20 protein-coding genes are annotated in these 24,543 nt (G+C 62.3%); 11 read left to right on the forward strand and 9 right to left on the reverse strand.

Going from position 1 to position 24,543, the window contains the following annotated elements; translation table 11 throughout:
- The first annotated feature begins 62 nt into the window (after positions 1–62).
- Both EI171_RS34105 and EI171_RS34110 read left to right on the forward strand, forming a co-directional pair.
- Positions 63–878: an enoyl-CoA hydratase gene (locus tag EI171_RS34105; RefSeq protein ID WP_011085567.1), complete on the forward strand. Its 816-nt coding sequence runs from the start codon at positions 63–65 to the stop codon at positions 876–878.
- 105 nt (positions 879–983) lie between these two features.
- A complete protein-coding gene (locus EI171_RS34110) occupies positions 984–1,268 on the forward strand; it encodes a hypothetical protein (RefSeq protein ID WP_011085566.1) in 285 nt (94 codons plus the stop codon).
- A 41-nt stretch (positions 1,269–1,309) separates the two neighbouring features.
- On the opposite strand, the gene EI171_RS34115 is transcribed toward EI171_RS34110, so the two are convergent.
- From EI171_RS34115 to EI171_RS34125, 3 genes are all read right to left on the reverse strand, one after another.
- Positions 1,310–2,389, reverse strand: a complete 1,080-nt coding sequence (locus EI171_RS34115) for an isocitrate/isopropylmalate dehydrogenase family protein (protein WP_161535917.1) — start codon at positions 2,387–2,389, stop codon at positions 1,310–1,312.
- Between the two features lie 113 nt (positions 2,390–2,502).
- Positions 2,503–3,570 carry an alcohol dehydrogenase gene (locus EI171_RS34120; protein ID WP_011085564.1) on the reverse strand — a complete coding sequence of 356 codons (1,068 nt, stop codon included), beginning with the start codon at positions 3,568–3,570 and terminating at the stop codon, positions 2,503–2,505.
- Positions 3,571–3,718: 148 nt separating this feature from the next.
- Complete coding sequence (locus EI171_RS34125) at positions 3,719–4,915, reverse strand: CaiB/BaiF CoA-transferase family protein (RefSeq protein WP_161535918.1); 1,197 nt, start codon at positions 4,913–4,915, stop codon at positions 3,719–3,721.
- 185 nt (positions 4,916–5,100) lie between these two features.
- On the opposite strand from EI171_RS34125, the gene glgA reads away from it, so the two are divergent.
- Positions 5,101–6,516 (forward strand): glycogen synthase GlgA, encoded by a 1,416-nt coding sequence (gene glgA / locus EI171_RS34130; RefSeq protein ID WP_039184033.1) that lies wholly within the window; start codon positions 5,101–5,103, stop codon positions 6,514–6,516.
- A 232-nt stretch (positions 6,517–6,748) separates the two neighbouring features.
- Here the strand turns inward: glgA and EI171_RS34135 are convergent, their stop codons facing one another.
- Positions 6,749–7,699: an oxygenase MpaB family protein gene (locus EI171_RS34135; RefSeq protein WP_161535919.1), complete on the reverse strand. Its 951-nt coding sequence runs from the start codon at positions 7,697–7,699 to the stop codon at positions 6,749–6,751.
- 92 nt (positions 7,700–7,791) lie between these two features.
- Positions 7,792–8,940, reverse strand: a complete 1,149-nt coding sequence (locus EI171_RS34140; protein WP_161535920.1) for a patatin-like phospholipase family protein — start codon at positions 8,938–8,940, stop codon at positions 7,792–7,794.
- Positions 8,941–9,138: 198 nt separating this feature from the next.
- On the opposite strand from EI171_RS34140, the gene EI171_RS34145 reads away from it, so the two are divergent.
- Both EI171_RS34145 and EI171_RS34150 read left to right on the forward strand, forming a co-directional pair.
- Positions 9,139–10,026: a LysR family transcriptional regulator gene (locus EI171_RS34145; protein WP_161535921.1), complete on the forward strand. Its 888-nt coding sequence runs from the start codon at positions 9,139–9,141 to the stop codon at positions 10,024–10,026.
- A 268-nt stretch (positions 10,027–10,294) separates the two neighbouring features.
- A complete protein-coding gene (locus EI171_RS34150; protein ID WP_202633043.1) occupies positions 10,295–11,143 on the forward strand; it encodes an AAA family ATPase in 849 nt (282 codons plus the stop codon).
- Positions 11,144–11,268: 125 nt separating this feature from the next.
- Here the strand turns inward: EI171_RS34150 and EI171_RS34155 are convergent, their stop codons facing one another.
- Positions 11,269–12,612, reverse strand: coding sequence for an IS1380-like element ISBdi2 family transposase (locus EI171_RS34155; RefSeq protein WP_161532339.1), 1,344 nt, complete (start codon positions 12,610–12,612; stop codon positions 11,269–11,271).
- A 569-nt stretch (positions 12,613–13,181) separates the two neighbouring features.
- On the opposite strand from EI171_RS34155, the gene EI171_RS34160 reads away from it, so the two are divergent.
- The 5 genes from EI171_RS34160 to EI171_RS34180 all read left to right on the forward strand — a co-directional run bounded on the left by EI171_RS34160 (position 13,182) and on the right by EI171_RS34180 (position 21,879).
- The gene (locus tag EI171_RS34160; RefSeq protein ID WP_246740318.1) at positions 13,182–14,234 is read left to right on the forward strand and encodes an ATP-dependent endonuclease; all 1,053 of its coding nucleotides are present in this window, start codon (positions 13,182–13,184) and stop codon (positions 14,232–14,234) included.
- 634 nt (positions 14,235–14,868) lie between these two features.
- A complete protein-coding gene (locus tag EI171_RS34165; RefSeq protein WP_161535922.1) occupies positions 14,869–15,369 on the forward strand; it encodes a DUF4760 domain-containing protein in 501 nt (166 codons plus the stop codon).
- Positions 15,370–15,611: 242 nt separating this feature from the next.
- Positions 15,612–17,447, forward strand: a complete 1,836-nt coding sequence (locus EI171_RS34170; protein ID WP_161535923.1) for a class I SAM-dependent DNA methyltransferase — start codon at positions 15,612–15,614, stop codon at positions 17,445–17,447.
- On the forward strand, positions 17,444–18,742 hold the full coding sequence (locus EI171_RS34175) for a restriction endonuclease subunit S (protein WP_161535924.1): 1,299 nt from the start codon (positions 17,444–17,446) through the stop codon (positions 18,740–18,742). Before EI171_RS34170 ends, EI171_RS34175 begins: the two co-directional genes overlap by 4 nt.
- The gene (locus EI171_RS34180) at positions 18,739–21,879 is read left to right on the forward strand and encodes a type I restriction endonuclease subunit R (protein WP_161535925.1); all 3,141 of its coding nucleotides are present in this window, start codon (positions 18,739–18,741) and stop codon (positions 21,877–21,879) included. Before EI171_RS34175 ends, EI171_RS34180 begins: the two co-directional genes overlap by 4 nt.
- 92 nt (positions 21,880–21,971) lie before the next feature.
- On the opposite strand, the gene EI171_RS34185 is transcribed toward EI171_RS34180, so the two are convergent.
- From EI171_RS34185 to EI171_RS34195, 3 genes are read right to left on the reverse strand one after another with little or no spacing between them, the layout of a single operon-like run.
- The gene (locus tag EI171_RS34185; protein ID WP_161535926.1) at positions 21,972–22,817 is read right to left on the reverse strand and encodes a hypothetical protein; all 846 of its coding nucleotides are present in this window, start codon (positions 22,815–22,817) and stop codon (positions 21,972–21,974) included.
- On the reverse strand, positions 22,810–22,980 hold the full coding sequence (locus tag EI171_RS34190) for a hypothetical protein (RefSeq protein ID WP_161535927.1): 171 nt from the start codon (positions 22,978–22,980) through the stop codon (positions 22,810–22,812). Before EI171_RS34190 ends, EI171_RS34185 begins: the two co-directional genes overlap by 8 nt.
- Positions 22,981–23,003: 23 nt before the next feature.
- Positions 23,004–23,933 (reverse strand): hypothetical protein, encoded by a 930-nt coding sequence (locus EI171_RS34195; RefSeq protein ID WP_161535928.1) that lies wholly within the window; start codon positions 23,931–23,933, stop codon positions 23,004–23,006.
- 25 nt (positions 23,934–23,958) lie between these two features.
- Between EI171_RS34195 and EI171_RS34200 the strand changes: the two genes are divergently transcribed.
- On the forward strand, positions 23,959–24,330 hold the full coding sequence (locus tag EI171_RS34200) for a hypothetical protein (RefSeq protein WP_161535929.1): 372 nt from the start codon (positions 23,959–23,961) through the stop codon (positions 24,328–24,330).
- Positions 24,331–24,543 lie beyond the last annotated feature (213 nt).

Here is a 24,543-nt window from a genome sequence, read left to right on the forward strand (position 1 = left end):
CGGTTGACCCGGACCTCGGCCCGGCAGCACATTGCGCCCGGCCTACGACAAGCGAGCGCGCGATGCCCGACATTTCCAATGAAACTTCCTACGCCGACGGCAAGATCCTCAAGCACGCCACTGATGGCGTCGGCGTGATCACCTTCAACAATCCCGACAAGCGCAATGCGATGTCGCTGGAGATGTGGGAGGGATTTGGCGAGGCACTGACGGCCTTGCGCGACGACGACGCGGTGCGCGTCGTGATCCTGCGCGGCGCCGGCGGCAAGGCGTTCGTATCCGGCGCCGACATCAGCCAGTTCGAGAAGACGCGCCACAACGCGGCGGCGTCCGAGGATTACGCCAGACGCAGCGCCGCCCAGCGCGCGCTGCTCGCCGACTATCCCAAGCCGACGATCGCCTGCATCCAGGGCTTTTGTCTCGGCGGCGGCATGCAGGTCGCGATGCTTGCCGACATCCGCATCGCTGCGCTTGGCAGCCAGTTCGGCATTCCCGCGGCAAGGCTCGGCATCGCCTATGGCTACGACGGATTGCGGCACCTGGTGTCGCTGGTCGGCCCGTCCTGGGCGCGGCTGCTGATGTACACGGGCATGCGGATCGATTCCGCGGAAGCGCTGCGCATTGGCCTCGTCGAGCGCGTGGTCCCGGACGATCAGCTCTGGGGCGAGACCATGGCGATCGCCGCGACGATCTCGCAGAACGCCCCGCTCGCGATCAAGGCCGCCAAGATCACCATCGCACAGGTGCTGAAGGACGAAAGCGGTCGCGACATGGAGGCGATCAAGGCGATCGGCCATGCCTGCATGGACTCCGCCGATTTTCGCGAGGGCCGGCAGGCCTTCATGGAGAAGCGCAAGCCGCAATTTTCGGGGCGGTGAAGCTGAACCGGCATTCAGGAAGATTAAATTCCTCTGTCTCCTGCACCGCGATAGCAACCAACTGATCCGTCGCAAGTTCTTCCGCCACCAACGAGGGAGATTGCGATGAAACTCAAGTTTGCTGTGCTTGGTCTGGCCGCGCTCGGCAGCGCTGCGCTGACGTCAGGGCAAGCGCTCGCGGCGATGCCGAACGGCATTCCGCAGGCCGATCGCGTCGCAAGCGGCCCGGCCGCCAACGTCGATCAGGTCCGAATGGTCTGTAATCAGTGGGGCCGCTGCTGGTGGCGTCCGAACTATTATGGCGCCTATGGCTATTACGGTGGCCCGCGCCGGTACTATGGCGGCCCGCGCCCATGGGGCTGGGGTCACCGCCACTGGCACCGCTGGTGAACGACGAAGGGGCCGCGAGGCCCCTTTCTCTTGGCATCTGACTACAGCGCCCCCAGCACCGCCTTCGTGATGTCGGCCGTGCCGTTGCTGCCGCCGAACTCCATCGGCTTGATGCCGCCGGCATAGACCTGGTCCACCGCACGTTCGATCGTCTCGCCGGCTTCTGCCGCGCTCTCGACGGCGTGCTTGTCCGCGATCCAGTCCAGCATCATCGCGGCCGACAGGATCATGCCGGTCGGATTGGCCTTGCCCTGCCCCATGATATCGGGCGCGGTGCCGTGGCAAGGCTGGAACACGGCGTATTTGTCGCCGATGTCGGCCGACGGCGCCATGCCGAGACCGCCGATCAGGCTCGCGGTGATGTCGGAGACGATGTCGCCGAACATGTTCTCCATCACCATCACGTCGAAATCCCAGGGACGCTTCACCAGCATCGCCGAGCAGGCATCGACATAGAGCCGGTCGGTCTTCACCTCCGGATGCTTCTTGGCAATCTCGTCGAAGATGCCGCGGAAGAAGGCAAAGGCCTTGAACACGTTCGCCTTGTCGACGCAGGTCAGCATCCCCGGCTTGCCGCGCGCCTTGCGGCGTGCGGCGAGGCGAAACGAGAACTCGAACAGGCGCTCGGAGGTCCGGCGCGTGATCACCAAGGTCTCGCGCGCATCCTCATGGGTGACGACGCCCTTGCCCATCGAGGCGAACAGGCCCTCGGTGGATTCGCGGATCACGACGAGGTCGATGCCGCGCGTGTCGGCGCCGACGATCGGGCTCGGCACGCCCGGAATGAGCCGCGCCGGCCGCACGCCGGCATAGAGATCGAAGATGAAGCGCAGCTCGATCTGCGGCGCGATCTCGGTGTTGTCGGGGTAGCGCACCGACGGCAGGCCGCAGGCCCCGAGCAGGATCGCATCCGCCTCCTCGCACAGCTTGATCGTGCTCTCGGGCATCGACTTGCCGGTGGCGAGATAATTGTTGGCACCGGCCGGCGCCTCGGTGAAGCGGAAGCGCAAATCCGATTTCTGTTCGATCTTGCGCAGCACCTCGATCGCCGGGGCCATGACTTCAGGGCCGATGCCGTCACCGGCGAGCACGGCAATGTGGAAGGCGTTGTTTGCGGACATGGGGGTTCCTGCATTTTCGGGCGTCATTCCGGGGCGGTCCGCAGGACCGAACCCGGAATCTCGAGATTCCGGGTTCGATGCTTTGCATCGCCCCGGAATGACGTAACGAGAAACTACGGCGTCAGCACCGTGCGCCCGACCACGGCGCCCTGCTGCAATTGCACCAGCGCGTCGTTGGCCTTGGCGAGCGGCTGACGCGTCACCGGGATCGGCGGCACGTTCTTCGTTCGCACGAGGTCGAGCAGTTCCTGCGTCTCGCGCAGATTGCCGACATAGCTGCCCTGGATGGTCACCGCCTTGATCGGAATCAGCGGCAGCGCCCAGGTCGCGCCACCGCCGAACAGGCCGACGATGACGAGCTTGCCGCCCTTGGTCAGGCAGTCGAAGCCGAGCTGCGTCGTCGCGGCATTGCCGACGAGGTCGATGACGGCGCGGATCGGCCCGCCTGCTTTCTTGGCAAGCTGCTCCAGCGCGTCCGGCGCCTTGGGATCGACGGTCGCAAGCGCGCCGGCCTTCTCCGCCGCCTCGCGCTTCCTGGCGTCGATGTCGACCATGATCGCGCCCTTGCCGCCCATCGCTTTCAACAGCGACAGCGCCATCAGGCCGAGGCCGCCAGCGCCGAACATCACGATCGGCGTGTCGAAATGCTGCTCGACCTTCTTCAGCGCACTGTAGGTGGTGACGCCCGAGCAGGCATAGGGCGCGGTGGTCGCGGGATCGAGCCCTTTGAGGTTCAGCAGATAGCGCGGATGCGGCACCAGCATGTGATCGGAATAGCCGCCGTCGCAATAGACGCCGAGCGAGCGCGGCGTCAGGCACATGTTCTCGTCGCCGCCAAGGCAGGTCGCGCACTTGCCGCAGCCGATCCAGGGATAGACCAGGCCGACATCGCCAAGCCTGAGATCGCCCTGGTCGGTCGGCTTCACGTCAGGACCGAAAGCAACGATTTCACCGACCGTCTCGTGACCCATGGTCAGCGGCAGATTGATGCCGCGGTCCTTCAGCGACAGCGGCTTGCGGCCATGGCCGAGATCGTAACCGCCTTCCCAGATATGGAGGTCGCTGTGGCAGACGCCGGCGGCCTTCACCTTGATCAGCACCTGCGTGCCCGACGGCTGCGGCGTGGGCTCGTCGAACTCCTGCAGCGGCGCCTTGAAATCGGCGACCTTGAAACTCTTCATCGGCGTCCTCCCGCATGCTTCTTGTTGTCGCACCACCATGCCACGGCCGGCGAGGCGAGACAAACGCGCACCTGTCTAGTTTACGCCGGCCGACGGTGGCAAGCCGGCCGCGCGCAAGGCCGCATTGCTCGCCGCACCGAGCCTTCCGTCACCCTTGCGCGGCCGTTTTGCCTGACGGAATTGACGCGTCATCGGCGAGGCCGATCTCGTCGCGCAACGCATCCGTGTGCTCGCCGAGCGCGGCCATCACCGTGGCCGGCGTCGTGTCGGCGCCGGACATCCGGAACGGCAGATTGAGAACCTGGAACGATCCGCCCCCATCCTCCACCGACGAGAGCGCCTGCCGGTGCGCGAGCTGCGGATCGGCCAGCGCCTCGGAGACGGTGCGATAGGCCGAGGCCGGCACGCCGGCCGCACCGAGTGCGACGAGGCATGCCTCGGTCGAGAGCTGCCGCGACCAGGCCTCGACGCCGTCCATCAAGTCGGCCCAGTTCTCGCGGCGCGCAGCGTAGGCGGAGAAGCGCGGATCGGAAATCCAGTCGGGGCGTCCGATCACGCCCATCAAGCACTGAAACGTCTTTTCGCTCGCGACCGTGATCATGACATAGCCATTGGCCGTCTCGGTCGGCCCGAACATCGGGCGCGGTGGCGGCTTCACCGCGAACTGCGAGCTCTGCAACTCGATCAGAGTCAGCGTCAGCATCGACTCCAGCATGGAGACGTCGATGTGCTGGCCAAGCCCGGTCACCGTGCGCTGATAGAGCGCCGACGCAATCGCCCCAAAACCGTAGGTGCCGGTGACGACGTCGGCATGGTAGATGCCGCAATAGTCGGGGCGGTTACGGCCGGGCTGGTAGGCGAGATGCGCCATGTCATAGCCGGAGGCCGCGTGGATCACCGGCGCATAGGCCGGCAGCTCAGCCGAGGGGCCGCTCTGGCCGTAGCCCGAGATCGAGCAATAGATCAGCCTGGGATTGACCGGGCGCATTCTGTCATAGTCGAGCCGCAGCCGGTGCATCACGCCGGGCCGGAAGTTCTCGACCAGGATGTCGGCGGTCGCGGCCAGCCGGAGGATCGCCTCCCTGCCGTCCTCGGACTTGAGGTCGAGCACGACGCTCTTCTTGCCGACATTGAGCTGGCCGAATACGGTGCTGCACCCCTTGCGCAGCGGCGGCCGGGTCCGCATTGTCTCGCCGCCGTCGGTCTCGATCTTGATGACCTCGGCGCCCATATCGGCGAGCATCCGCGTGCAATGGGGACCGGCGATGGTGGTCGAAAAATCCAGCACCCTGAGTCCGGCGAAGGCCTTTGTCGTCGTGCTCTCATGCTTATCTGCTAGCTGCATGCGTGCCGCGTCTCCCGGCGTATCCTAGGAACAATGAATGTTCTCTGCGCCGACCCTAGAGGGCGGCGGCTGAGTAGGAAAGTCTTTACCGAGCGGAGGCGTTTCGCAGGCGTGCTTGGGAATTGCGGGGCAACTGGACCCGTTCTTGCATAGCAGCAAACCGGATCGGCAAGGGGCAACTGTTCTTGAGGGTCTTGTTCGTTACGACAGAAATGGACGACTTCGTCCGCGTCGGCGGACTTGGAGCCGTTTCCGCTGCCCTGCCCAGAGCCCTTCGCCCCTTCGCCGATATCCGGATCATGTTGCCCGGCTATCGCGACATCATCGAGCAACTCACGCATATTCAGATCGTTGGCCGCTGCCCGTCGTTTGCGGATCTGCCGGCCTGCTCGCTCGGCCGGGCCGCGACCAAGGACGGCCTGCCGGTCTATGTGCTGTTGTGCTCGCAACTCTACGACCGGCCCGGCAATCCCTATGGCGACGAGTCCGGACGCGACTGGCCGGACAACGACATCCGCTTCGCGCGCTTTGCCTCGGCAGCCGCTGAGCTGGCCATGGGCAAGCTGGACAAGAATTGGGCAGCAGACCTGATCCATGCCAACGACTGGCAGGCCTCGCTCGTGCCCGCCTATCTCGCCTGGCGCGGCGCCAAGCTGCCGTCGATCCTGACCATTCACAACCTCGCCTATCAGGGCCTCTTCCCGAAGGACTCGCTGCGGCGGATCGGCGCACCGGAAAGCGCCTTCCACATCGACGGCCTCGAATTCTACGACCAGGTCTCCTTCCTCAAGGCCGGCCTCGTCTACGCCTCGCATCTCACCACCGTCAGCGGCACCTATGCGCGCGAGATCACCACGGCCGAGTTCGGCTGCGGCCTGGAGGGTCTGCTCCGGCTGCGCTCGGACGCCGCCGAGCTCACCGGCATCCTCAACGGCATCGACGAGAGCTGGGACCCGCGCTCCTGCGCCCAGCTCGCCCAGCAATTCGGCGCCGGCGACTGGGTCGGCAAGAAGGCCAATGCGGACTACGTGCGCAAGCAGTTCGGGCTGGCGGTGTCGCGCGGCCCGATGTTCGGCATCGTCGCGCGGCTCGTGCACCAGAAGGGCATCGACCTCGTGCTGTCCGCGGCCGACGAGATCATCGATGCCGGCGGCCAGATCGTGGTCACCGGCTCCGGCGAGCCGGCGCTCGAGCAGGCGCTGATCGACGCGCATCGCCGCCGCCCCGATGCGATCGGCGTTGCGATCGGCTTCAACGACGCCCAGGCGCGGCGCATCTTCGCCGGCAGCGACTTCACCCTGATGCCGTCGCGCTTCGAGCCGTGCGGCCTCAGCCAGATGTACGCTCAGCGCTTCGGCTCGCTGCCGATCGGGCACCAGACCGGCGGCTTGGCCGAGACCATCACCGACGGCGAGACCGGCTTCCTGTTCTCGAGACCCTCGCACGAATCCTTCCTCGGCGGCGTCCGCCGGGCCTTCGAAGCCTTCATGGCGCAGGACCAGCTCGACTCCATGCGCCGCAGCGCCATGGGACGGTCGTTCTCCTGGAGCATCTCGGCCGGCAGCTATAGCGCGCTGTACCGGAAGCTGGCAGCGGTGTGAGGCGCGACGGCGCTTCCACATACTCCGTCATTGCGAGCGCCTATCTCCCCCCCGTCCCCCCCCCCGCGCAACGGCGGAGCCGTTGTCGCTGGAGGTGCTCGCCTCTTCGGCGAGCCTCGAAGGGCGACGGCCCGGCTACAGCAGCGGACCGTGCATCCTTCGAGGCTCCCGGCGCGATGCTCTTGCATCGCGCCGCTCGCACCTCAGGATGCCGGGGTGAGGACCGAGGCCTTCACCCCTTGCCGCGCACGTCCATCTGCGGCCGTCCGATCCAGGCGCGGTTGAGGCAGCGGGTTATCCAGTCCGGCTGCAACTCTCCTCGCAGCCGCGCCTGCGCTTCCTGGTAGGGACCGACATAGCGCAGCCTGTCCGGCAATTTCGGATAGGCGCGCCTGATCCATTTCATCGCGTTGTCGGCGGATCTGATATCGCGCTCGTCCAGTTCGAACCCGAAGCCTGCGCGCAATCGCTCCGGGAGCAGGCTTGCCGTCAGCGCGCGATACCAGCGCGGCGGCCGCAACCAAGGACGGGCGCCGGTGAAGATTTGTGTCGCGATCTCGCGCGCGGCCGGGCTGACGGTCAAAGTCTCCGACTGCGCCATCGCTGCGGTGTAAGCGGCAAAGCCGGACCAGTCCGCCGGCAAATCATCCCCGGTCAATCCGAACAAGGCGCCGAACAGCCGGCCCTCGGTCCAGTAGCGCTCGCGCTCCTCCACGGAGAGCTGCGGCAGAACCAGATCATGCGCCATCAGCCCCGTCTCGACCAGCGTCGCATGAACCCAGCGCAATGACGGGATGTCGTTGGCGTAGTAGCGCGAGCCGGCCGCGAAGGGGCCCACCGTCCCGGGCATCTCTCCGACGATCATGCTGTGACGCCGGTGCAGTTGCCGCGACGACAGCAAGGCACGGTCGAGCGAGCCGAACACCATGGCGAAGACGATGTCGAAGGTGCGGTGAAAGCGGCCGATCGGATCGGCCAACGTCCGGGAATGTTCGGCGATGGCGGCGGCGACCCAGGGGTGAGCCAGTTGCAGCAGCAGCGCGCGGCCGGCGCCGAGAAAGATGACGGCCTCCCGGTCGATCCGCCAGGTGACCGAGGACGGACCGAACACGCCGGGGACCGGCCCCGCTGCGTCAGCGCGGACCTGATCGAGCGCCGCCTCCAGATCTTTCTCAACGACCAATTGCGAGCCTCGCGACGAAGACGCCGCGATAATAGCCCAGACAGCGCGCTCGTGAAATCGTCACGGCCCAATACAAATGACGGACAAGGCGCCTACTCCGCCGCAATCGGCATCTCGTCCATATGCTCGTGCAGCACCACGCCGGCGAGCGGATCGAATTCGCCGATCCACGGCCTTCGTGCGAGCACGGACCTCGTATGGGCGTAGCCCGCATGCCAGCGCCGCGTAATGCCTGACGGGCTGAAGTCGATGTCCTTGGTGTGGGTCTCGCGGTCGAGCTGCGGCGCCAGCAGCCGCACGACGTGCATGCGGGTCGAACAGCCGTAGCTCATCAGCTCCCTCACCGCGGGATCGCTGCGCTCGCTCTCGGGCAGACGCGCGGCGAGCTGGTTGATGACGTGGCGCAGGCGATGGGCCTGCTGCTGGCGGGCGATCTGGCTCGCGATCCGGCTGGAATACATCACATCCTTGTGCCGGTTCAGCACCTCCGCCATCGTGGTTGGCTCGGCGCCGACCGGATTCCACAGATGCACGGAGAAGATCAGCGAATCCCTGCGCGGATTGTCGTCGAACACCGCTTCCGTCGGCGTGTTCGAGAGGATGCCCCCGTCCCAATAGAGTTCGCCGTCGATGCGCACCGCCGGGAAGGCCGGCGGCAATGCGCCCGAGGCCATGACATGCTTCACCGTCAGTTCGCCGTCGCGGCTGTCGAAATAGCGCATTTCGCTGGTGCCGACATGGGCCGCTCCGACCGTCAGGCGCGGCGCGCAGCGATTGGCGAGGTCGAAATCGACCAGCTCGCTCAGCGTCTTCTCCAGCGGCGCGGTCGAATAGAAACCGGCGTGATCGGCGCCCAGCGGGTAGGTATCCCCGGCATGCGCCAGCGGGTTGGGCCGGAAGAAGCCGGGAATGCCGTGGGTCACGGTCGACCAATAGGCGAGCTTCTCGTTGAAGTCGGGAAACGCAGTGCGCCAGTTCCAGACCGGATTCTGCTCCATCCGCTTCCAGAATTCCTTCAGGCGCGCCAGCCGATGCTCCGGCGCATTGCCCGCGATGAGGCTCGCATTGATGGCGCCGATCGAGGTGCCGATGATCCAGTCCGGCTCGATGCCGGCCTCGTGCAGCGCCTGGTAGACGCCGGCCTGGTAGGAGCCCAGCGCGCCGCCGCCCTGCAGCACGAGGACGACCTGACCCGGCAGGTCCATGCTCTTTCGTTGCCCGTTGTCCCGCATGCCGTTCATGTCTCGCTCCTGTCGGGCCTATGGTTATCATTCGTCAGGCGTAAGGCTATTGTTACGTCTTGCCATTTTTCGCGATTGCCGGGTCTTTTGGAAATGCCGCTTGGCTTCCGAAACCATACGCACGCGCTATGGCGGCCAGGATATCATTCCCTGTCCCGATCGGTTAGATTTCCGGCCGATCCTGCCGGGAGCCGATCCATGGAAATGCACCAGGTCCGCTATTTCCTCGCGGTGGCGCAGCTCTTGAATTTCACGCGCGCCGCCGAGGAATGCAACGTCACGCAGCCCTCGCTGACGCGCGCGATCAAGCAGCTCGAGGCCGAGCTGGGCGGCGACCTGTTCCGCCGCGAGCGGCCGGCGGCGCAACTGACCGAGCTCGGCCAGCGCATGCATCCGCTGTTGAAGCAGTGCTATGACGCCGCCGCCGGTGCACGCTCGCTCGCCTCCTCGTTCAAAAGTGGTGAGGTCGGCGCGCTCCGCGTTGCGCTGACGCATTCGGTCGACCTGGCGCTGCTCATCCCCCACCTCAACGAGATCAGGCGGCAGTTCAACCGGCTCGAATTCCGCTTCCTGCGCGGGACGAGCCGCGAGGTCGGTGAATTCCTGAAGAAGGGCGAGGCCGAGCTCGGCATCGCCGCGGAGATCGACGAGGCCTGGGAACGGCTCGATGTCTGGCCGCTGTTCACCGAGGCGTTCGATCTCATCGTCAGCAGGGAGCACCGGCTTGCCGAGCACGACACGATCGAGCCGGACGACCTGCGCGCGGAACAATTGCTCGGCCGCAGCTATTGCGAGCATTCCAAGCGCATCGCCGCGAGCCTGCGCGAGCACGGCATCGATGTCGATCACGGCCACGAGATTTCGAGCGAACGCGACCTGGTCGAACTGGTGGAGGCCGATATCGGCATCGCCATGATGCCCCACACCTCGCCCGTGCCGGAGAGCCTGAAACGCGCTGCGGTTGCCGGCCTCGATGCCCGCCGCACCGTCAGCCTCTATGGCGTCGCTGGCCGCCAGCGCACGGCGGTGGCCAACGCCGTGATGCGCATGCTGCGCGGTGCGGACTGGCGGTCGATTGCGGGGTAGCCGCGAGAACGATCGCTGCTCTTCTTCCTTCTCCCCTTGTGGGAGAAGTCGCGCAGGAAAGGTCGCCAATTTAGCTTCGTCTTTTCAGATACTTGCGAAAGGATCGCGGGGACGGTGTCCCTATAGTGTCCCTGTGAGCCCGCCCGACCTCAGGAGCTATTGCACACTACCCCGGCCAACAAAAGGCGGGGATATGTGGGGGAAAGCACTCGCGATAATTGACGCCTCCAAGACGCTCGCGTTTTAGTCTGGCGGCCGGAGGAAATATATGCAGCTCAAATGGTTTCACGTCCGCGACTTCCAAAGCATTCGCGATGGTGGCCGCATTACCGTTTCCGACATCACGTGTTTGGTAGGGAAAAACGAGGCAGGCAAGAGCGCGCTATTGAAGGCGCTCTATAAATTGAGCCCGGTAGTGGCGGCCGAAGGCAACTTTGACGTAACGACCGACTATCCCCGAATGGATGTCGAAGACTATCGCCACGCGGTCGAGACTGGAAAGCGCAAAGTCGCGGTGCCAATTGAGGCTTGTTACGAACTCGACATCATCGAGATCAACGCAATCGCCGAACTCTTTGGTGAGAGCTGTATCACTGATCGAGAGATCGTTTTTTCCAAGAATTACAGCAACAAGTCTACTTACACCTTTCGAGCGGACACGCAAAAAGGATTAGAGCACCTCATTCAGCAGGCCGATCTGTCGGAGCAGACCAGGGAGGCGCTGAAAGGTGCCGCGATGACTGTCGACGGCCTCACCCCTGTTTTGCAAGCACAAGAGCAGACGACAGAAGTCACTCGCCTCCTGGGAGTGGTAGCCGAAATAGAGAAACATAGTCTCAGTGGCTACATCTTCGTCCATATTCTCAAGCCGCGAAAGCCCAAGTATCTGTACTTCGACGAATACTACCAAATGACGGGCCATGAGAACATCGAGGCCCTCATGCAGCGCGAGGCTGCTAACCCGAGCCAGCTCAAGCCTTCCGACCACCCACTGCTCGGCCTCATCAGGTTAGCGCGTCTCAAGCTGCCGGAGCTAATCAATCCCGCGAGCACCATTGAGTTAAAGAGCAAACTAGCCCGTCCTATTCGTGAGAGTGCGGCTTTTGGGCCCGATTGATGCGGCCGCACATCTTGTCTGACGAGGCGCACAGGATTGCCTTCGGCTTTTCGCCGCCTGACGACCGGTACTTTGCAACGCGCTTGAGGGATGGGTTGGGCGAACGGGGGCGGACGCCCCGCCGGTCAAGGACCGAGCGGCAGCAGCGCGCCGGGCAAGCCGCAGATCAGGTCGGCTTCGGGACATGCCGCGGCAAACGCAAGGCGAATGCGGCTCGTGGTCTCGACGACACGGGCGGCGATTTTCAAGAGCCGAAGACGCAGCGTCGCGAACTCGGCAGCGGCCAATTCCCGGGCTTTGGGAATGGCGTCGCGTACGGTCAGCATCAGCCAATAAGCGGCCGTATGGAGCACGAGACGGACCTGGTTGGCGAGCGCCGAACGGCAGCTGGTGCGATCGGAGGCGAGCTGCGTCTTATGCAGCTTGATCAGATTCTCGGCTTGGCCGCGCGCGCAATACAGGCTGTCGTAGATCCACTCGGCCGAGCCGACATCGAGGCTGGTGACGACGAAGCGGATGTCGAGGCCGAGCATCGTCGCCTCAATACGGGCGACAGTGCGCCGTTCGCGATCCCAGGACTTTGCCTTGTGGCGCGTCTCGGTATAGCCACGCAGAACCGGCAGGTTCTCGATGGCGCGTCGGGTGCGGATGTCGTCGGCGACCTCGTCGACTTTTCTGGCGAGAGGCTTGGTGCCGGACAGACCGAAGATGTAGTCGATGCCGTTGGTCTCGCACCACGCCATTGCCTCCGGCCGGGCATAGTGCCCGTCGCCACGGAACGTAATTTGCGTGTTGTGCCATCGCGTCCGGATATGCCGTACCAGGCGGCGCAGATGGGCACGCACCTCGACGCCGCCCGGCGTCTTGCCGGGCCGCAGCACGACGGCCACGGGCCGGCTCTTCTCCGTGTCGTAGACGTGGATCGGCAGGAAGCAGCGTTCGTCATAATGAGCGTTGAACAGCGAGAGCTGCTGATGGCCGTGGACGACGTCGCAGGTATCATCGATGTCGAGCGTGACGGATGCCGGCTCGCGCGGGTAGCTATCCATCCATGCGTCGACCAAAGTGTAGGTCAGCCGGATCACGTCGCGCAGGCGCGGAGCATTCTCCAGCCGCGACAGCGTCGGCTGGGAACACAAATCCCGGCCCGTGTCCGGTAGGCGACCGCAGGCCAGTTTGAATGCCGGATCGGACCTCAGATGATCGAGGTCGTCGGCGTCCTCGTAGCCGCAGCAGATCGCGAACATGCGCGCGCGGAACATATCGACCAGGCTGTGCACGACCCGCGTCGGATCGCGCCGATCCGGGAACACCCGGGCCAGATTGTCGGCCAAACCGAGACGCCGCTCGGCCATCGCCAGAAGCATCACGCCCCCGTTCGAGGTTAGGCGCCCACCATCGAAGGCAGCTGTGACTTTCTTGGCGTGAACGGCTGGAAACGAGAAGGGCGCAATCGTATCGTCGGTCATGGCGGGCGTGGCGTTCGCGGTTGGAGGTGATGGGGTGGCTTCGCAACCGAATCCTACGCCGCATCAGCGCTTTACCCCTCAGGCGCACTCTTACGAATAAGACGGGTTAAGTTGAAGAAAGATTGAGTGACTCCCGATCATTTCTGTGCCGAAACGTGGAGTCGCGGTCGTGCCGCGTCCAAAGAAACCGGCGCGAGCGGCCTATTAGACGCGGTAGGTGATCAGCCTCCGAAACGAGACTATCAAGCATGAAGAGATCGAGCGCGAGGCAGAGGTTTTATTTGTGTTGAATTCTTGCTTCTCGATAGTGGTCTGAAATCGTATCATCGGTCATGGCGGGCGTGGCGTTCGCGGTTGAAGGTGATGGGGTGGCTTCGCAACCGAATCCTACGCCGCATCAGCGCTTTACACCACGCTCGCCAGCCTCTCAGGCGCCCTCTTGCGAATAAGACGGGCTAGAGGGTGCAAGCAACCATCTCACGCGACAGGTGCTGAAATATTGGTCTCAGAACAGACACCTTCGAATGACCTTTGACGTTCGACCCGCTAGGCCGGGCGATCCTCCAGACATGCGACAGGGCACCAACATCTGGGGCGGCGTTTACGACACTCGTCATCAGGTCACCACCGAACTAGGTAGTCGATCGCGTGGTTTTGTTTGGTTCTTTTCATTTCTTGCTTGGTATTCAGACGTAAAGAAGAACGCTGAGCCGATGATTTTGCTCTTGGATGAGCCGGGCCTGACACTCCACGCAAAGGCGCAGTACGATCTGCTCCGATACTTCGAGACGGAATTGAAAGGGGCTCATCAACTCATCTACTCCACCCACTCACCATTCATGATCGATGCAGAGCACTTCGAGCGAGTGCGCATCGTGCAAGACAAGAGCATCGATGCAGAATTGGGTTCGGAGAGTGAAGCCGAGGGCACGCGGGTCCTGGAGGATGTTTTTGCGGCGAGCGCCGATAGCCTTTTCCCTCTTCAAGGCGCTCTCGGATATGAGCTGCATCAAACGCTGTTTGTTGGTCCGTATTCGCTAGTGGTCGAGGGGGCAGCAGATTTGCTTTTCCTGCAAGCCATGTCGGCCATCCTGCAGGAAGACAAGAGGACCGGCCTTGATCCACGGTGGACCATCACCCCGGTCGGTGGGTCCGCTAAGGTGCCAACGTTCGTGGCCCTTCTCGGCTCTCAAAAGCAAATGGTCATCGCTACGCTTATCGATAACCAATCGGCGGATCAGCAAAAGATTGAAGGACTGTACCGCGAAAAACTTTTAAAGAAGGCGAACGTCCTGACCTTCGCAGATTTCACCAAGACATCCGAGGCCGACATCGAGGACATGTTCGGCGCAGAGTTTTACGTGGGCCTAGTCAATGCGGAATTTGCCGCACAGCTTGGCGGCGAGATTGACGTGAAGGCGTTGAAATCAAAGGAGCCACGCATTTTGCAGCGGCTGGAGAAGTATTTCGCCGAGCATCCGATGAAAGAAGGGGTATTCAGCCATTATCGCCCCGCTCGCTACTTCAGTGAGAACTCAAAGAAGCAAGCTTCGAAGCTGCCCAAGGAGGCAAAAGATCGCTTTGAGGCAGCATTCAAAAAACTAAACGCCTTAATCACCTAGATGCGGGAGCACATCCGCAAATCGCATTCCTGGAGATTGAGGGACATCAGTCATCGCCGCGCGCCAGCTTCGCGACAGCTCGGCGGAGCTTGATTTCGATGCACCGAGCGCAGATCAGCTCGCCGTCCCCGTGCGGCGGCGGAAGGATGGTTAGCTCTTCTGGGGCGAACTCTTCTTCACAGTGATCGCAGTGGGGGACTTCGAGCATCCGCGCAACTAGCCACGCACTTGTGGCGGAATTCGGTAGCTCTTCAACTCGACCGACCGCAAGAGAGTCATGTCGGCGGGAGTGTTCAAGCTGAGGTCAAAGATGAATTTTTTCAGCAATATTGCTTTGAACTTGCGGGCTAACGGTCCCGCCGCTGTCATGTGCACCTGGATCGTAGCTTTTACGTTGCTTGCCCTATTAGGACACGGCGAACTGGCCGGAAGGGCTTTGACCGTCCTCACTATCGTAGGCGGAATGATCTTTGCGTCGTTTGGCTTACTCAAAGGTGGGAGTTGAAATCTGTCGATGGCTGCGAGGACCTTTGCTTGTCCGACGGGATGACGCTGGCTACTCTGCGGACGCGGCCTCAATGGGTAGTAGCGACTGCTATACACATTCTTGTGGCTAATGAGTTATGGGGGAACAATGGCTCTGGACTATGGAAGCGCGCCGCAATGGGTCACCGCATTCATTGCGGCAACCGCCGGATATTTGGCGTTTCGTTCAATTCAATCTCAGCGAAGCATTGCGCGACGCCGAGCGGCTTTCGATCTCTTCCTTAAGACGGAAACAGACGAAAAGATGCTTACGGCGTATGACTACTTCCACGATGGCATTGAAGCGATGAGAATGGCTCCCAGCGCGGAGAGCTTCTGCACCAGCCCAGACGACCAGACGCGCAAGCACTATCTCTCAATCCGGAAATATCTGAACGTGCATGAACTGGTCGCCGTTGGCATTCGGGAAGAAGTCTTGGACCCGGAAGTCTGCTATTCGTACTGGGGTGACACACTCACCAACAATTATAGGGACGCCAAACCCGTTCTCGATTTCCTCGCAAAGAGGGATAAGAACAAGTACACGTACTCAGACCTGCATGAGCTGAACTCCAAATGGGCGGAGAGAAAGCGACAGGCCACCGTCTAGCTTCGCCTGCAACCGCGAATTCTTTTCGGAACAAGCCGCAATCCGGGAAAATAGGATCGGCCTGGCCTGTCGGTGCACCCAACCATGGCCCCGGCATTGTATAACCCTCAGATTGTACAAAGGAATACCTTGAACCGCATGTTCGAGTCGCGCATGGTATCGCGATCTGATCTCATAATGATCTACTTTTCGCAGCTGCTTCGGGGGAGCGGTTGACCTGTTAAACACCCTGGGGGCAATTCGTGAACCACCAAAATCTGTCGTCGTTCATCTGGTCGGTCGCCGATCTCCTGCGCGGCGACTACAAACAATCTGACTACGGCAAAGTCATTTTGCCGTTTACGGTCCTTCGTCGTCTGGACTGTGTGCTTGAGCCGACCAAAGCCAAGGTGCTTGCCGAGTTCGCAGCAAAGAAGAAAGCCGGGCTGAACCCAGACCCGTTCTTGCTGCGCGCGTCGGGCCAGAGCTTCTACAACACGTCTGACCTCGACCTGCGCAAACTGATGGGTGATCAGGACCACATCAGCCAGAACCTATACGCCTACGTTCAGGCGTTCTCACCTGCGGTGCGCGACATCTTCGAGCGCTTCAGCTTCTCGACGCAGATCGACAAGCTGGCGAAGAGCGGCCTGCTCTATCTCGTCACCGAGAAGTTCGCAGGCATCGACCTGCACCCGGAGGCCGTTGACAACCACGAGATGGGGCTGGCCTTCGAGGAGCTGATCCGCAAGTTCGCCGAGCTGTCGAACGAGACGGCCGGTGAACATTTCACGCCGCGCGAAGTCATCCGATTGATGGTCAACCTGCTGTTCGTCGAAGACGACGAGGTTCTGACCAAGCCCGGTGTGGTCCGAACGATCTATGATCCCACGGCGGGCACCGGGGGAATGCTGTCGGTGGCTGGCGAACACCTCGCCGCGCTGAACCCGCAGGCTCGGCTGACTATGTTCGGTCAGGAACTGAACGACGAGAGCTACGCGATCTGCAAGGCGGACATGCTGATCAAGGGGCAGGATGTCGCCAACATCGTTGCGGGCAACACGCTGTCTGAAGATGGACACGCCCGCGCGAAGTTCGACTACATGCTCTCCAATCCTCCGTTCGGTGTGGAGTGGAAGAAGGTGGAGAAGGAGGTTCGCAAGGAACACCAGACCCAGGGCTTCAATGGTCGCTTCGGTCCCGGACTGCCGAGTGTTTCGGATGGCTCCCTGCTTTTCCTCCTGCACCTGTTGTCGAAGATGCGACCGGCGTCGGACGGCGGCAGCCGGTTCGGCATCGTTCTTAACGGCTCACCATTATTCACGGGTGGGGCGGGATCAGGTGCCAGTGAAATCCGCCGCCACTTGCTGGAAAACGATTTGGTCGAGGCCATCATCGGTCTGCCGACCGACATGTTCTATAACACTGGCATCTCCACTTATGTCTGGATCGTCTCCAACCGCAAGCCAACCCAGCGCAAGGGCAAGGTACAGCTCATCGATGCCTCCTCGTTCTGGCAGAAGATGCGCAAGAGCCTTGGCTCGAAGCGTAGGGAGATGAGCGAGTCTCACATCGCTGACGTGACGAAGCTGTTCGGCTCTTTCGTCGAGGCACAACTCGCCACGGTGTTCGATGCCGGGGGGACAGAGGTGGGACAAGAGATCGTGCTTGCGGCTTCAGGACCCTCGTCCGTTCCCAAGGACGGCATAGTGAAGCTCGCACCTCTGTCCCGAATCTTTCCGAACGATGCTTTCGGCTACCGCGCCATCACGGTGGAGCGACCACAGCGCGATGAGAAGAGTGAGGTGGTGCTTGGCAGCAAGGGCAAGCAGAAGGGCAAGCCGCAAGCGGACAGCGCCTTGCGCGACACCGAGAACGTGCCGCTGTCGGAAGAGGTCGAGAGCTACTTCCGGCGCGAGGTGCTGCCCCATGCGCCCGATGCGTGGATCGATGAAGAGAAGACCAAGATCGGGTACGAAATCCCCTTCAACCAATACTTTTACGTGTTCGAGCCGCCGCGCCCGCTGGCGGAAATCGATGCCGAACTTGCGCAGGTCGCGGCGCGTATCAAAGCCATGATCGAGGGATTGGCCGCATGAGCTTTCTGCGGTACGAGCGCCACAGGGATAGCGGTATCGATTGGCTTGGTGAGATACCTGAGCATTGGCAGTTGTACGCATTGAAGCGGTTGGCTCTGTTGCAGAGCGGAGACTCGATAACAGCCGAGAGCATCAATGAAACAGGCGCGTTTCCGGTCTACGGCGGGAACGGCCTAAGAGGCTATGCAGCAACATACACACACAACGGCCAGCATGTGTTGATTGGGCGACAGGGCGCCCTGTGCGGGAACATCAACTACGCTGCCGGGAAGTTCTGGGCTTCCGAACATGCCGTTGTCGTTACACCACTTCGCCAAGTGGAGTTGCGCTGGCTTGGAGAATTGCTAAGGGCGATGAACCTTAATCAGTACTCGGTTTCTGCCGCCCAGCCGGGACTATCGGTCGATGCGGTCGGTCGTCTCGGAATTCCTGTACCACCCCTGCCCGAACAAATCGCCATAGCTCAATTCCTCCATCGTGAGACGGCCAAGATCGATGCGCTGGTGAAAGAACAGCAGCGACTGATCGAACTACTCAAGGAGAAGCGCCAGGCCGTCATCTCCGACGCTGTCACCAAGGGCATCGATCCGAATGCGCCTATGAAAGCTTCGGGCGTTGACTGGCTCGGGGAAGTGCCAGAGCATTGGGAAGTAACCCAACTGAGGCATGTCGCTCGTGAGGGCACAAGCATTACTTACGGCATTGTGCAAGCAGGTCCTGACATCGAGGGGGGCATACCGTACATCCGAACCTCTGACATGGCAGGCGATCAACTTCCCTGCGACGGGTATCTGCGAACTTCGCCTGAAATAGACGCCGCATACGCTCGCTCGAAGGTGAGCACGGGCGATGTGGTCATCGCCATCAGAGCGACTATCGGAAAGCCTCTGATCACTCCCTCGTTCTTAGACGGCGCCAACCTAACGCAGGGCACTGCGAAATTTAGCCCTGGCCCTTCTGTGCTCAATGAGTTCATTTTCTATTTCCTACGTAGCTCACCCGCAGTGGGGCAATTTGAACGACTGGGAAAAGGAGCCACGTTCAAGGAAATCACACTTGAGATGCTAAGGAAATTCCAGGTGCTGCGACCGCCCCTAAACGAGCAGCGCCAAATCGCCGATCTACTGGCGTCGAAGACAGCGCAGCTCGATCGTCTCATCTCGGAAACAAAAAGAGCGGTCGCGCTGCTTCAAGAGCGCCGCGCTGGTCTGATCTCGGCCGCAGTCACCGGCAAGATTGATGTGCGGGGGCTCGTCCAAACCGATAGCCCGGTTCCTGACGTGGTCGCCGCATGACCCTACACAAGGAGATCAGCTTCGAGGACGAGATTTGCGGCCACCTTGCCGCGCACGGCTGGTTCTACGTGGAGGGTGATGCGGCTCTCTACGACCGTCCTCGCGCGCTTTTTTCGGCCGATCTAGTCGCCTGGGTGGAAGCCACGCAGCCAACGGCTTGGCAAACGCTCTCGAAGAACCATGGCGCGAGTGCCGAGGGCATCCTGCTGGACCGCGTCCGCAAGCAGCTTGATGATCGCGGCACTCTCGACGTGCTGCGTCATGGCGTCGAGTTGATCGGACTGCGTCAGCCCATCGCGCTCGCCCAGTTCAAACCTGCGTTGGCGATGAACGCCGACATCCTCGCTCGCTACGCCGCGAACCGGCTCCGCGTTGTGCGCCAGGTGCGTTACTCCTCGGCGAACGAGAACTGTATCGACCTCGTGCTGTTCCTCAATGGGCTCCCGGTTGCCACCGCCGAACTCAAAACCGACTTCACCCAGAGTATTGACGATGCCATCGACCAGTATCGGTTCGACCGCCGCCCGCGCTCCAAGGGGCAAGGCGTCGAGCCACTGCTGAACTCCCCCAGCGGGGCGCTTGTGCATTTCGCCGTTAGCAACAGTGAAGTCCACATGACGACGCAGCTTGCCGGTCCAGCGACTGCCTTTCTGCCCTTCAACAAGGGTGACCACGGAGCCAAGGGCAACCCGCCGAACTCGGCCGGTCACCGCACGAGCTACCTCTGGGAGGAGGTCTGGCAGCGCGATAGTTGGCTGGAGATCATTGGCCGCTATCTGGTGACCCGGCGCGACGACAAGAAGAGGATCACCAGCATCATCTTCCCGCGCTATCACCAGCTCGACGCCACCCGGAAGCTGCAAGCCAAGGTGTTGGAGGAGAGTGCAGGCGGCAAGTTCCTCATCCAGCACTCGGCAGGCTCCGGCAAGACCAATTCGATTGCGTGGTCTGCGCACTTCCTCGCCGACCTACACGATGCCAACAACGAAAAACTGTTCTCCACCGTCATCGTCATCTCCGACCGCAACGTGATCGACGCCCAGCTTCAGGACGCGCTGTTCGACTTCCAGCGCACCACTGGCGTGGTTGCCACCATCAAGTCCGAAGGGGCGAGCAAGAGCGGGCAGCTCGCGGAGGCGCTGGCTGCGGGCAAGAAGATCATCGTCTGTACCATCCAGACCTTTCCCTTCGCGCTGGAAGAGGTCCGCAGGCTTGCGGCTACTGAAGGCAAGCGGTTCGCGGTGATCGCCGACGAGGCGCACTCGTCACAGACCGGCGAAGCTGCCGCAAAACTCAAGCAGGTGCTATCGCCGGAGGAGCTGGCCGAACTGGGGGACGGCGGCGAGATCAGCACCGAGGACATGCTGGCTGCTCAGATGGCGGCTCGCGCGAACGACAAGGGCATCACCTATGTCGCCTTCACCGCCACCCCGAAGGCCAAGACGCTGCAATTGTTCGGGCGTCCGCCGAAGCCCGATCAGCCGATTGGTGACGATAATCTGCCCGCCCCGTTCCATGTCTACTCGATGCGGCAAGCCATCGAGGAAGGCTTCATCCTTGACGTGCTGAAGAACTATACGCCGTACCGGCTGGCCTTCCGCCTCGCCAACAACGGCAAGGAATGGGACGACAAGGAGGTCGAGCGCGATGCCGCGCTTAAGGGCATCATGCGGTGGGTGAGGCTGCACCCCTACAATATCAGCCAGAAGGTGCAGATCGTCGTCGAGCATTTCCGCGAGAGTGTCGCGCCGCTGCTGGAGGGCCGTGCCAAGGCAATGGTGGTGCTTGGGAGCCGCCTTGAGGCAGTGCGCTGGCAACTCGCCATCGAGAAGTACATCAAGTCCCGTGGTTACAAGATCGGGACGCTGGTCGCCTTCTCAGGCGAGGTGATTGACCATGAGTCCGGCTCTGATCCCTTTACCGAAGCCAGCAAGGCGCTGAACCCTGGCCTGAAGGGACGCGATATCCGGGACGCCTTCAAGGGCGACGAGTTCCAAATCCTCCTGGTCGCGAACAAGTTCCAGACCGGATTCGATCAGCCGCTGCTTTGCGGAATGTATGTGGACCGGCGTCTTGCGGGCATCCAGGCCGTGCAGACACTGTCGCGGCTCAACCGCGCTTATCCCAGCAAAGACACGACGTATGTGCTGGACTTCGTCAACAGCTCGGAAGAGGTGTTGGCGGCGTTCAAGACCTACTACGACACAGCCGAACTGGAGGGGGTCACCGACCCCAATCTCATCTACGACCTGCGGGCCAAGCTCGATGCTTTGGGGCACTACGACGAGTTCGAAGTGGATCGCGTCGTGGGCGTCGAGATGAACCCCAAGGCCAAGCAGGGTGACCTGATCGCAGCCCTTGAACCGGTGGTGGATCGCCTCCTGAAACGGTTCAAGCAGGCCCAGGAGAAGCTCCAGACAGCGCAGGCGAGGGACGATGCCAAGGCCATCGAAGAGGCCAAAGGCGAGATCAATGCGCTCACCCTGTTCAAGAGTGACATGGGCGCTTTCCAGCGCATGTACAGCTTTCTGTCGCAAATCTTCGACTATGGCAACACGGCCATTGAGAAGCGGTTCATGTTCTACCGGCGTCTGATCCCGCTCCTGGAGTTTGGTCGCGAGCGCGAAGGCATCGACCTATCGAAGGTAAAGCTCACCCATCACAGCCTAAAAGACCAGGGCAAACGGCAATTGCCGCTCGGAGATGGTGAAGCGCCCAAGCTGCCGCCCCTGTCGGAGGCAGGTTCCGGTTCGCTGCACGAGAAAGAGAGAGCGCGCCTGGAAGAGATCATTGCGAAGGTAAACGACCTGTTCGAAGGCGATCTGACCGACGACGATCAACTCGTATATGTGAACAACGTCATCAAGGGAAAGCTGCTGGAGTCCGAAGAGCTGGTTCTCCAGGCCAGCAACAACACCAAGGCGCAGTTCGCTAACTCGCCGACGCTCTCCAAGGAAATCATGAACGCCGTGATGGATGCATTGGCGGCCCACACGACCATGAGCAGGCAGGCAATTGACTCTGAGAAGGTGCGAGAGGGCTTGAAGGATGTGCTGCTAGGCCCCGCACAGCTCTACGAGGCATTGAGAGATAGGGGCATCCAGCACGGACAAGAGCCGGATCAAGGAAACAGGTAAATGAACGGCCCCGCCGATAAGCCACGCGGCGGGGCCGTTCAGATCATCAGGCCGGGTACATCCGCCGCGCCTTCCGATCTAAATGTCTCTGATTATTGCACCTCATCGTGTGAGGATGAAGGCAACCATGCGGCATCAAGCGGATCACATTTCGCCTGAAAACGCGCAGCCGCCAGCTCGGCGTTCCGCCAATCGGCCCGGCGTTTAAGCTCCTTCGCCAACGCTTTACGCGCCTCCATGTCCCAAATGATCTTGTCGATCTCGGCGCCGTCCAGCGTCCGCTTGATCCGCAACACAAGCTGCAACGTCATGATGATCGGGCCATAGGGCAGCAGCAAGTCATGCGCGGCGACATCGCAGTGCGCCAGGAACGTGTCGATTGCTTCCTCGCTGTTGCAGATGAGCAGGGCCAGCTCGCGCGCCTGCCGGAGGTCGTCGGCGGGCACCGCAGGCTCGCCGTCGAGCAGCATACGCTCGGCAGCACGACCGGCCAGGAACTCGATACATTTGGCGTAGACGCTGCCGAAGATATCGGCCACGGCACGACGATCTTCGCCGGCCTGCGGCATGATCGGACCAACTGCGTCACGAACGTCTGAGGCGTCGCCGCGACCTTCCGCGAACGCCTCCGTATGGCCGACACCCCAGCAAAACCCCTGGTAACCGCGAGCCACGTTGGGGTTCACAGTGACGCCGCCAACCTCATGCCCGAGCACGCGCGCGCAGACGGCATGCCCAGCTTCATGGACGGCGATCCGTACATCCTGGTCGTATATGCGACCGAGCGAGGCGAGGAGTTCGCCGTACTCATCGACCTCCGCATCGAGGCCGCCGCCGTTGTCGTTCGTGCCCTGTTCGACGCCGGCAGCGGCCTCCATCCCGGCGAGAGAGGTCGCAGGCTGCGCGGTACCTTCCTGGGCCGGATTTGCTTCAGACATGTCCCAGCACATTCCGATGCCGCGCGAGCATGCGCGCGCGGATGACCTCGACCTCGTCAGGCTGCGGCATTGCCCGAGCAATCACCTTCGCGACCTCGGACGGCATGTTGTCGGGGCCTCCGAACCAGCCATCGATCCGGGTCGTGATCACGTCGGGGGGCATCAAGTCTTTCGAACCGCGCATGATCACAGCCGGGGGACACTGATTTGGATCGTGCGCGCCTCAGCGCTGCGGTCGATCTCGATGAAGCCGGCTTCACGCAAGACCGGATCGGGCTCGACGGGCGGCACGCTCTTGGGCTCCTCCATTGCGTCCAGATCGAGAACATCAGGAGCTTGCGGGCTGAAGTCGCCGCCGCGCGCGCCACGGAGCCGGGCGCGACTGGGATCAGTCACGGCGACAGCCACGCCCAGACGCAGGGCATGCTGCGCCGTCGCCACCGGCATGGTGGCATCTTCCCACTGCCCGGCGAACCGCTTACGGCCGTCCTGGTCGCGGTAGTGCGCGCTGCGCAGCATGAAGACCGTCATGGTCGGCGGCGCCGGCTCGGGCGTCGAGTTGAGCGTGGCGCCGGGGTTGGCTGCGGGGATCGGCGCCGCGCCGTCTTGGATCGCACGGACCATGCCGCGAATATCCTGCGCGGCGAAGGCGACGGCGACTTCGAGTTGCGCCTGCCCATTGCGAACGAAGGTCGCCACCTGTGCGGTCTCGAAGTGATGGTGGATTGCTTCCAAGGTATCGGCAAGGCGGCGACCGGCGTTCAGGTAGTCCGGCAGCGCCCGTTCGACCTGATCGAGCTTGCGCGCAAGCTCGTCACTTGCCGCCTTGCGCTGCGCAGCCGCGCGCTCGGCCACGAGCTTCTGCTCGGTATCGGCGATTTTTGTCTGCACTCCTTTGAGGGCATCGGCGTAACCGTCACGGGTCAGCGCACAGGCGGCGACCGCCGCCTCCAGCTTGGCGCGAGCCCTATCGTCCGCATCGTTGTCGGCTTCGAGATGATGACGCTGCAACTTCGCCTTTGCCTCAACGAACGCAGCATCCGCAGCCGCACGCCGATTGCTGAGCATCTCGGCGCGAGCGCGCAACGCCGGCAGTTCGATTTCGAGTGTTTCCATCGAGTTTTTTCGTCGAAAGAGTGCCATGACAGAAAGCTACGTGATTTGCGGCGCCCTGGGTGCGGTATGCACCACATTCGGCGCGGTGCGCGCCACATTCTTCTGTGGGTCAACGTGTCACCTGTCACGCGGCGGATGGGCTCACTGGCGGGACGGCGTCAGCATCGACATGTCGGGGGCGCGGGAAATCAAGTTGCCAAACTGGCGAGTTGATCCGATGAGCCGTCGTGACGTGACCCTGACCGTCGATCTGGCGATGCGAACCTGGGCGCCGAAGGCCAATGACGGTACTTTCGTCACCGTCACGCAGGGGCGGCGGCGGCTCCTCACGTCGGGGTCGCGGCGATCAGGGGGCGCGGCGGACGTTCGCACGATCCGTGCGAAGGTTGCCCCATGAGCCGCCGCGACTGGACCCTGACCGTCGACCTCGCGGTGCGGACCTGGGCGCCAGCTCATCATTGTTGGTGATGAAGCCGGCGAAGCACTCCTCACGCGCGCCTTGACGTTCGCAGCATCGAGGAAGTCCGACAGGTCTCGCGCGGTGTGGCGAGGTTCGGGGCGAACCATGGCACGCCCCGTCGCGGGCGTGGCGGTGGATGCGCGGCCGAAC

The organism is Bradyrhizobium sp. LCT2 (genome assembly GCF_009931255.1).
GTDB classification, from domain to species: domain Bacteria; phylum Pseudomonadota; class Alphaproteobacteria; order Rhizobiales; family Xanthobacteraceae; genus Bradyrhizobium; species Bradyrhizobium diazoefficiens.

Excerpts from the sequence above, each read along its gene's own strand:
- EI171_RS34105 (WP_011085567.1), top strand. The coding sequence starts at position 63 with ATGCCCGACATTTCCAATGAAACTTCCTACGCCGACGGCAAGATCCTC.
- EI171_RS34110 (WP_011085566.1), top strand. The coding sequence starts at position 984 with ATGAAACTCAAGTTTGCTGTGCTTGGTCTGGCCGCGCTCGGCAGCGCT.
- EI171_RS34115 (WP_161535917.1), bottom strand. The coding sequence starts at position 2,389 with ATGTCCGCAAACAACGCCTTCCACATTGCCGTGCTCGCCGGTGACGGC.
- EI171_RS34120 (WP_011085564.1), bottom strand. The coding sequence starts at position 3,570 with ATGAAGAGTTTCAAGGTCGCCGATTTCAAGGCGCCGCTGCAGGAGTTC.
- EI171_RS34125 (WP_161535918.1), bottom strand. The coding sequence starts at position 4,915 with ATGCAGCTAGCAGATAAGCATGAGAGCACGACGACAAAGGCCTTCGCC.
- EI171_RS34140 (WP_161535920.1), bottom strand. The coding sequence starts at position 8,940 with ATGAACGGCATGCGGGACAACGGGCAACGAAAGAGCATGGACCTGCCG.
- EI171_RS34145 (WP_161535921.1), top strand. The coding sequence starts at position 9,139 with ATGGAAATGCACCAGGTCCGCTATTTCCTCGCGGTGGCGCAGCTCTTG.
- EI171_RS34150 (WP_202633043.1), top strand. The coding sequence starts at position 10,295 with ATGCAGCTCAAATGGTTTCACGTCCGCGACTTCCAAAGCATTCGCGAT.
- EI171_RS34155 (WP_161532339.1), bottom strand. The coding sequence starts at position 12,612 with ATGACCGACGATACGATTGCGCCCTTCTCGTTTCCAGCCGTTCACGCC.
- EI171_RS34160 (WP_246740318.1), top strand. The coding sequence starts at position 13,182 with ATGCGACAGGGCACCAACATCTGGGGCGGCGTTTACGACACTCGTCAT.
- EI171_RS34165 (WP_161535922.1), top strand. The coding sequence starts at position 14,869 with ATGGCTCTGGACTATGGAAGCGCGCCGCAATGGGTCACCGCATTCATT.
- EI171_RS34175 (WP_161535924.1), top strand. The coding sequence starts at position 17,444 with ATGAGCTTTCTGCGGTACGAGCGCCACAGGGATAGCGGTATCGATTGG.
- EI171_RS34180 (WP_161535925.1), top strand. The coding sequence starts at position 18,739 with ATGACCCTACACAAGGAGATCAGCTTCGAGGACGAGATTTGCGGCCAC.
- EI171_RS34185 (WP_161535926.1), bottom strand. The coding sequence starts at position 22,817 with ATGTCTGAAGCAAATCCGGCCCAGGAAGGTACCGCGCAGCCTGCGACC.
- EI171_RS34190 (WP_161535927.1), bottom strand. The coding sequence starts at position 22,980 with ATGCCCCCCGACGTGATCACGACCCGGATCGATGGCTGGTTCGGAGGC.
- EI171_RS34195 (WP_161535928.1), bottom strand. The coding sequence starts at position 23,933 with ATGGAAACACTCGAAATCGAACTGCCGGCGTTGCGCGCTCGCGCCGAG.
- EI171_RS34200 (WP_161535929.1), top strand. The coding sequence starts at position 23,959 with ATGACAGAAAGCTACGTGATTTGCGGCGCCCTGGGTGCGGTATGCACC.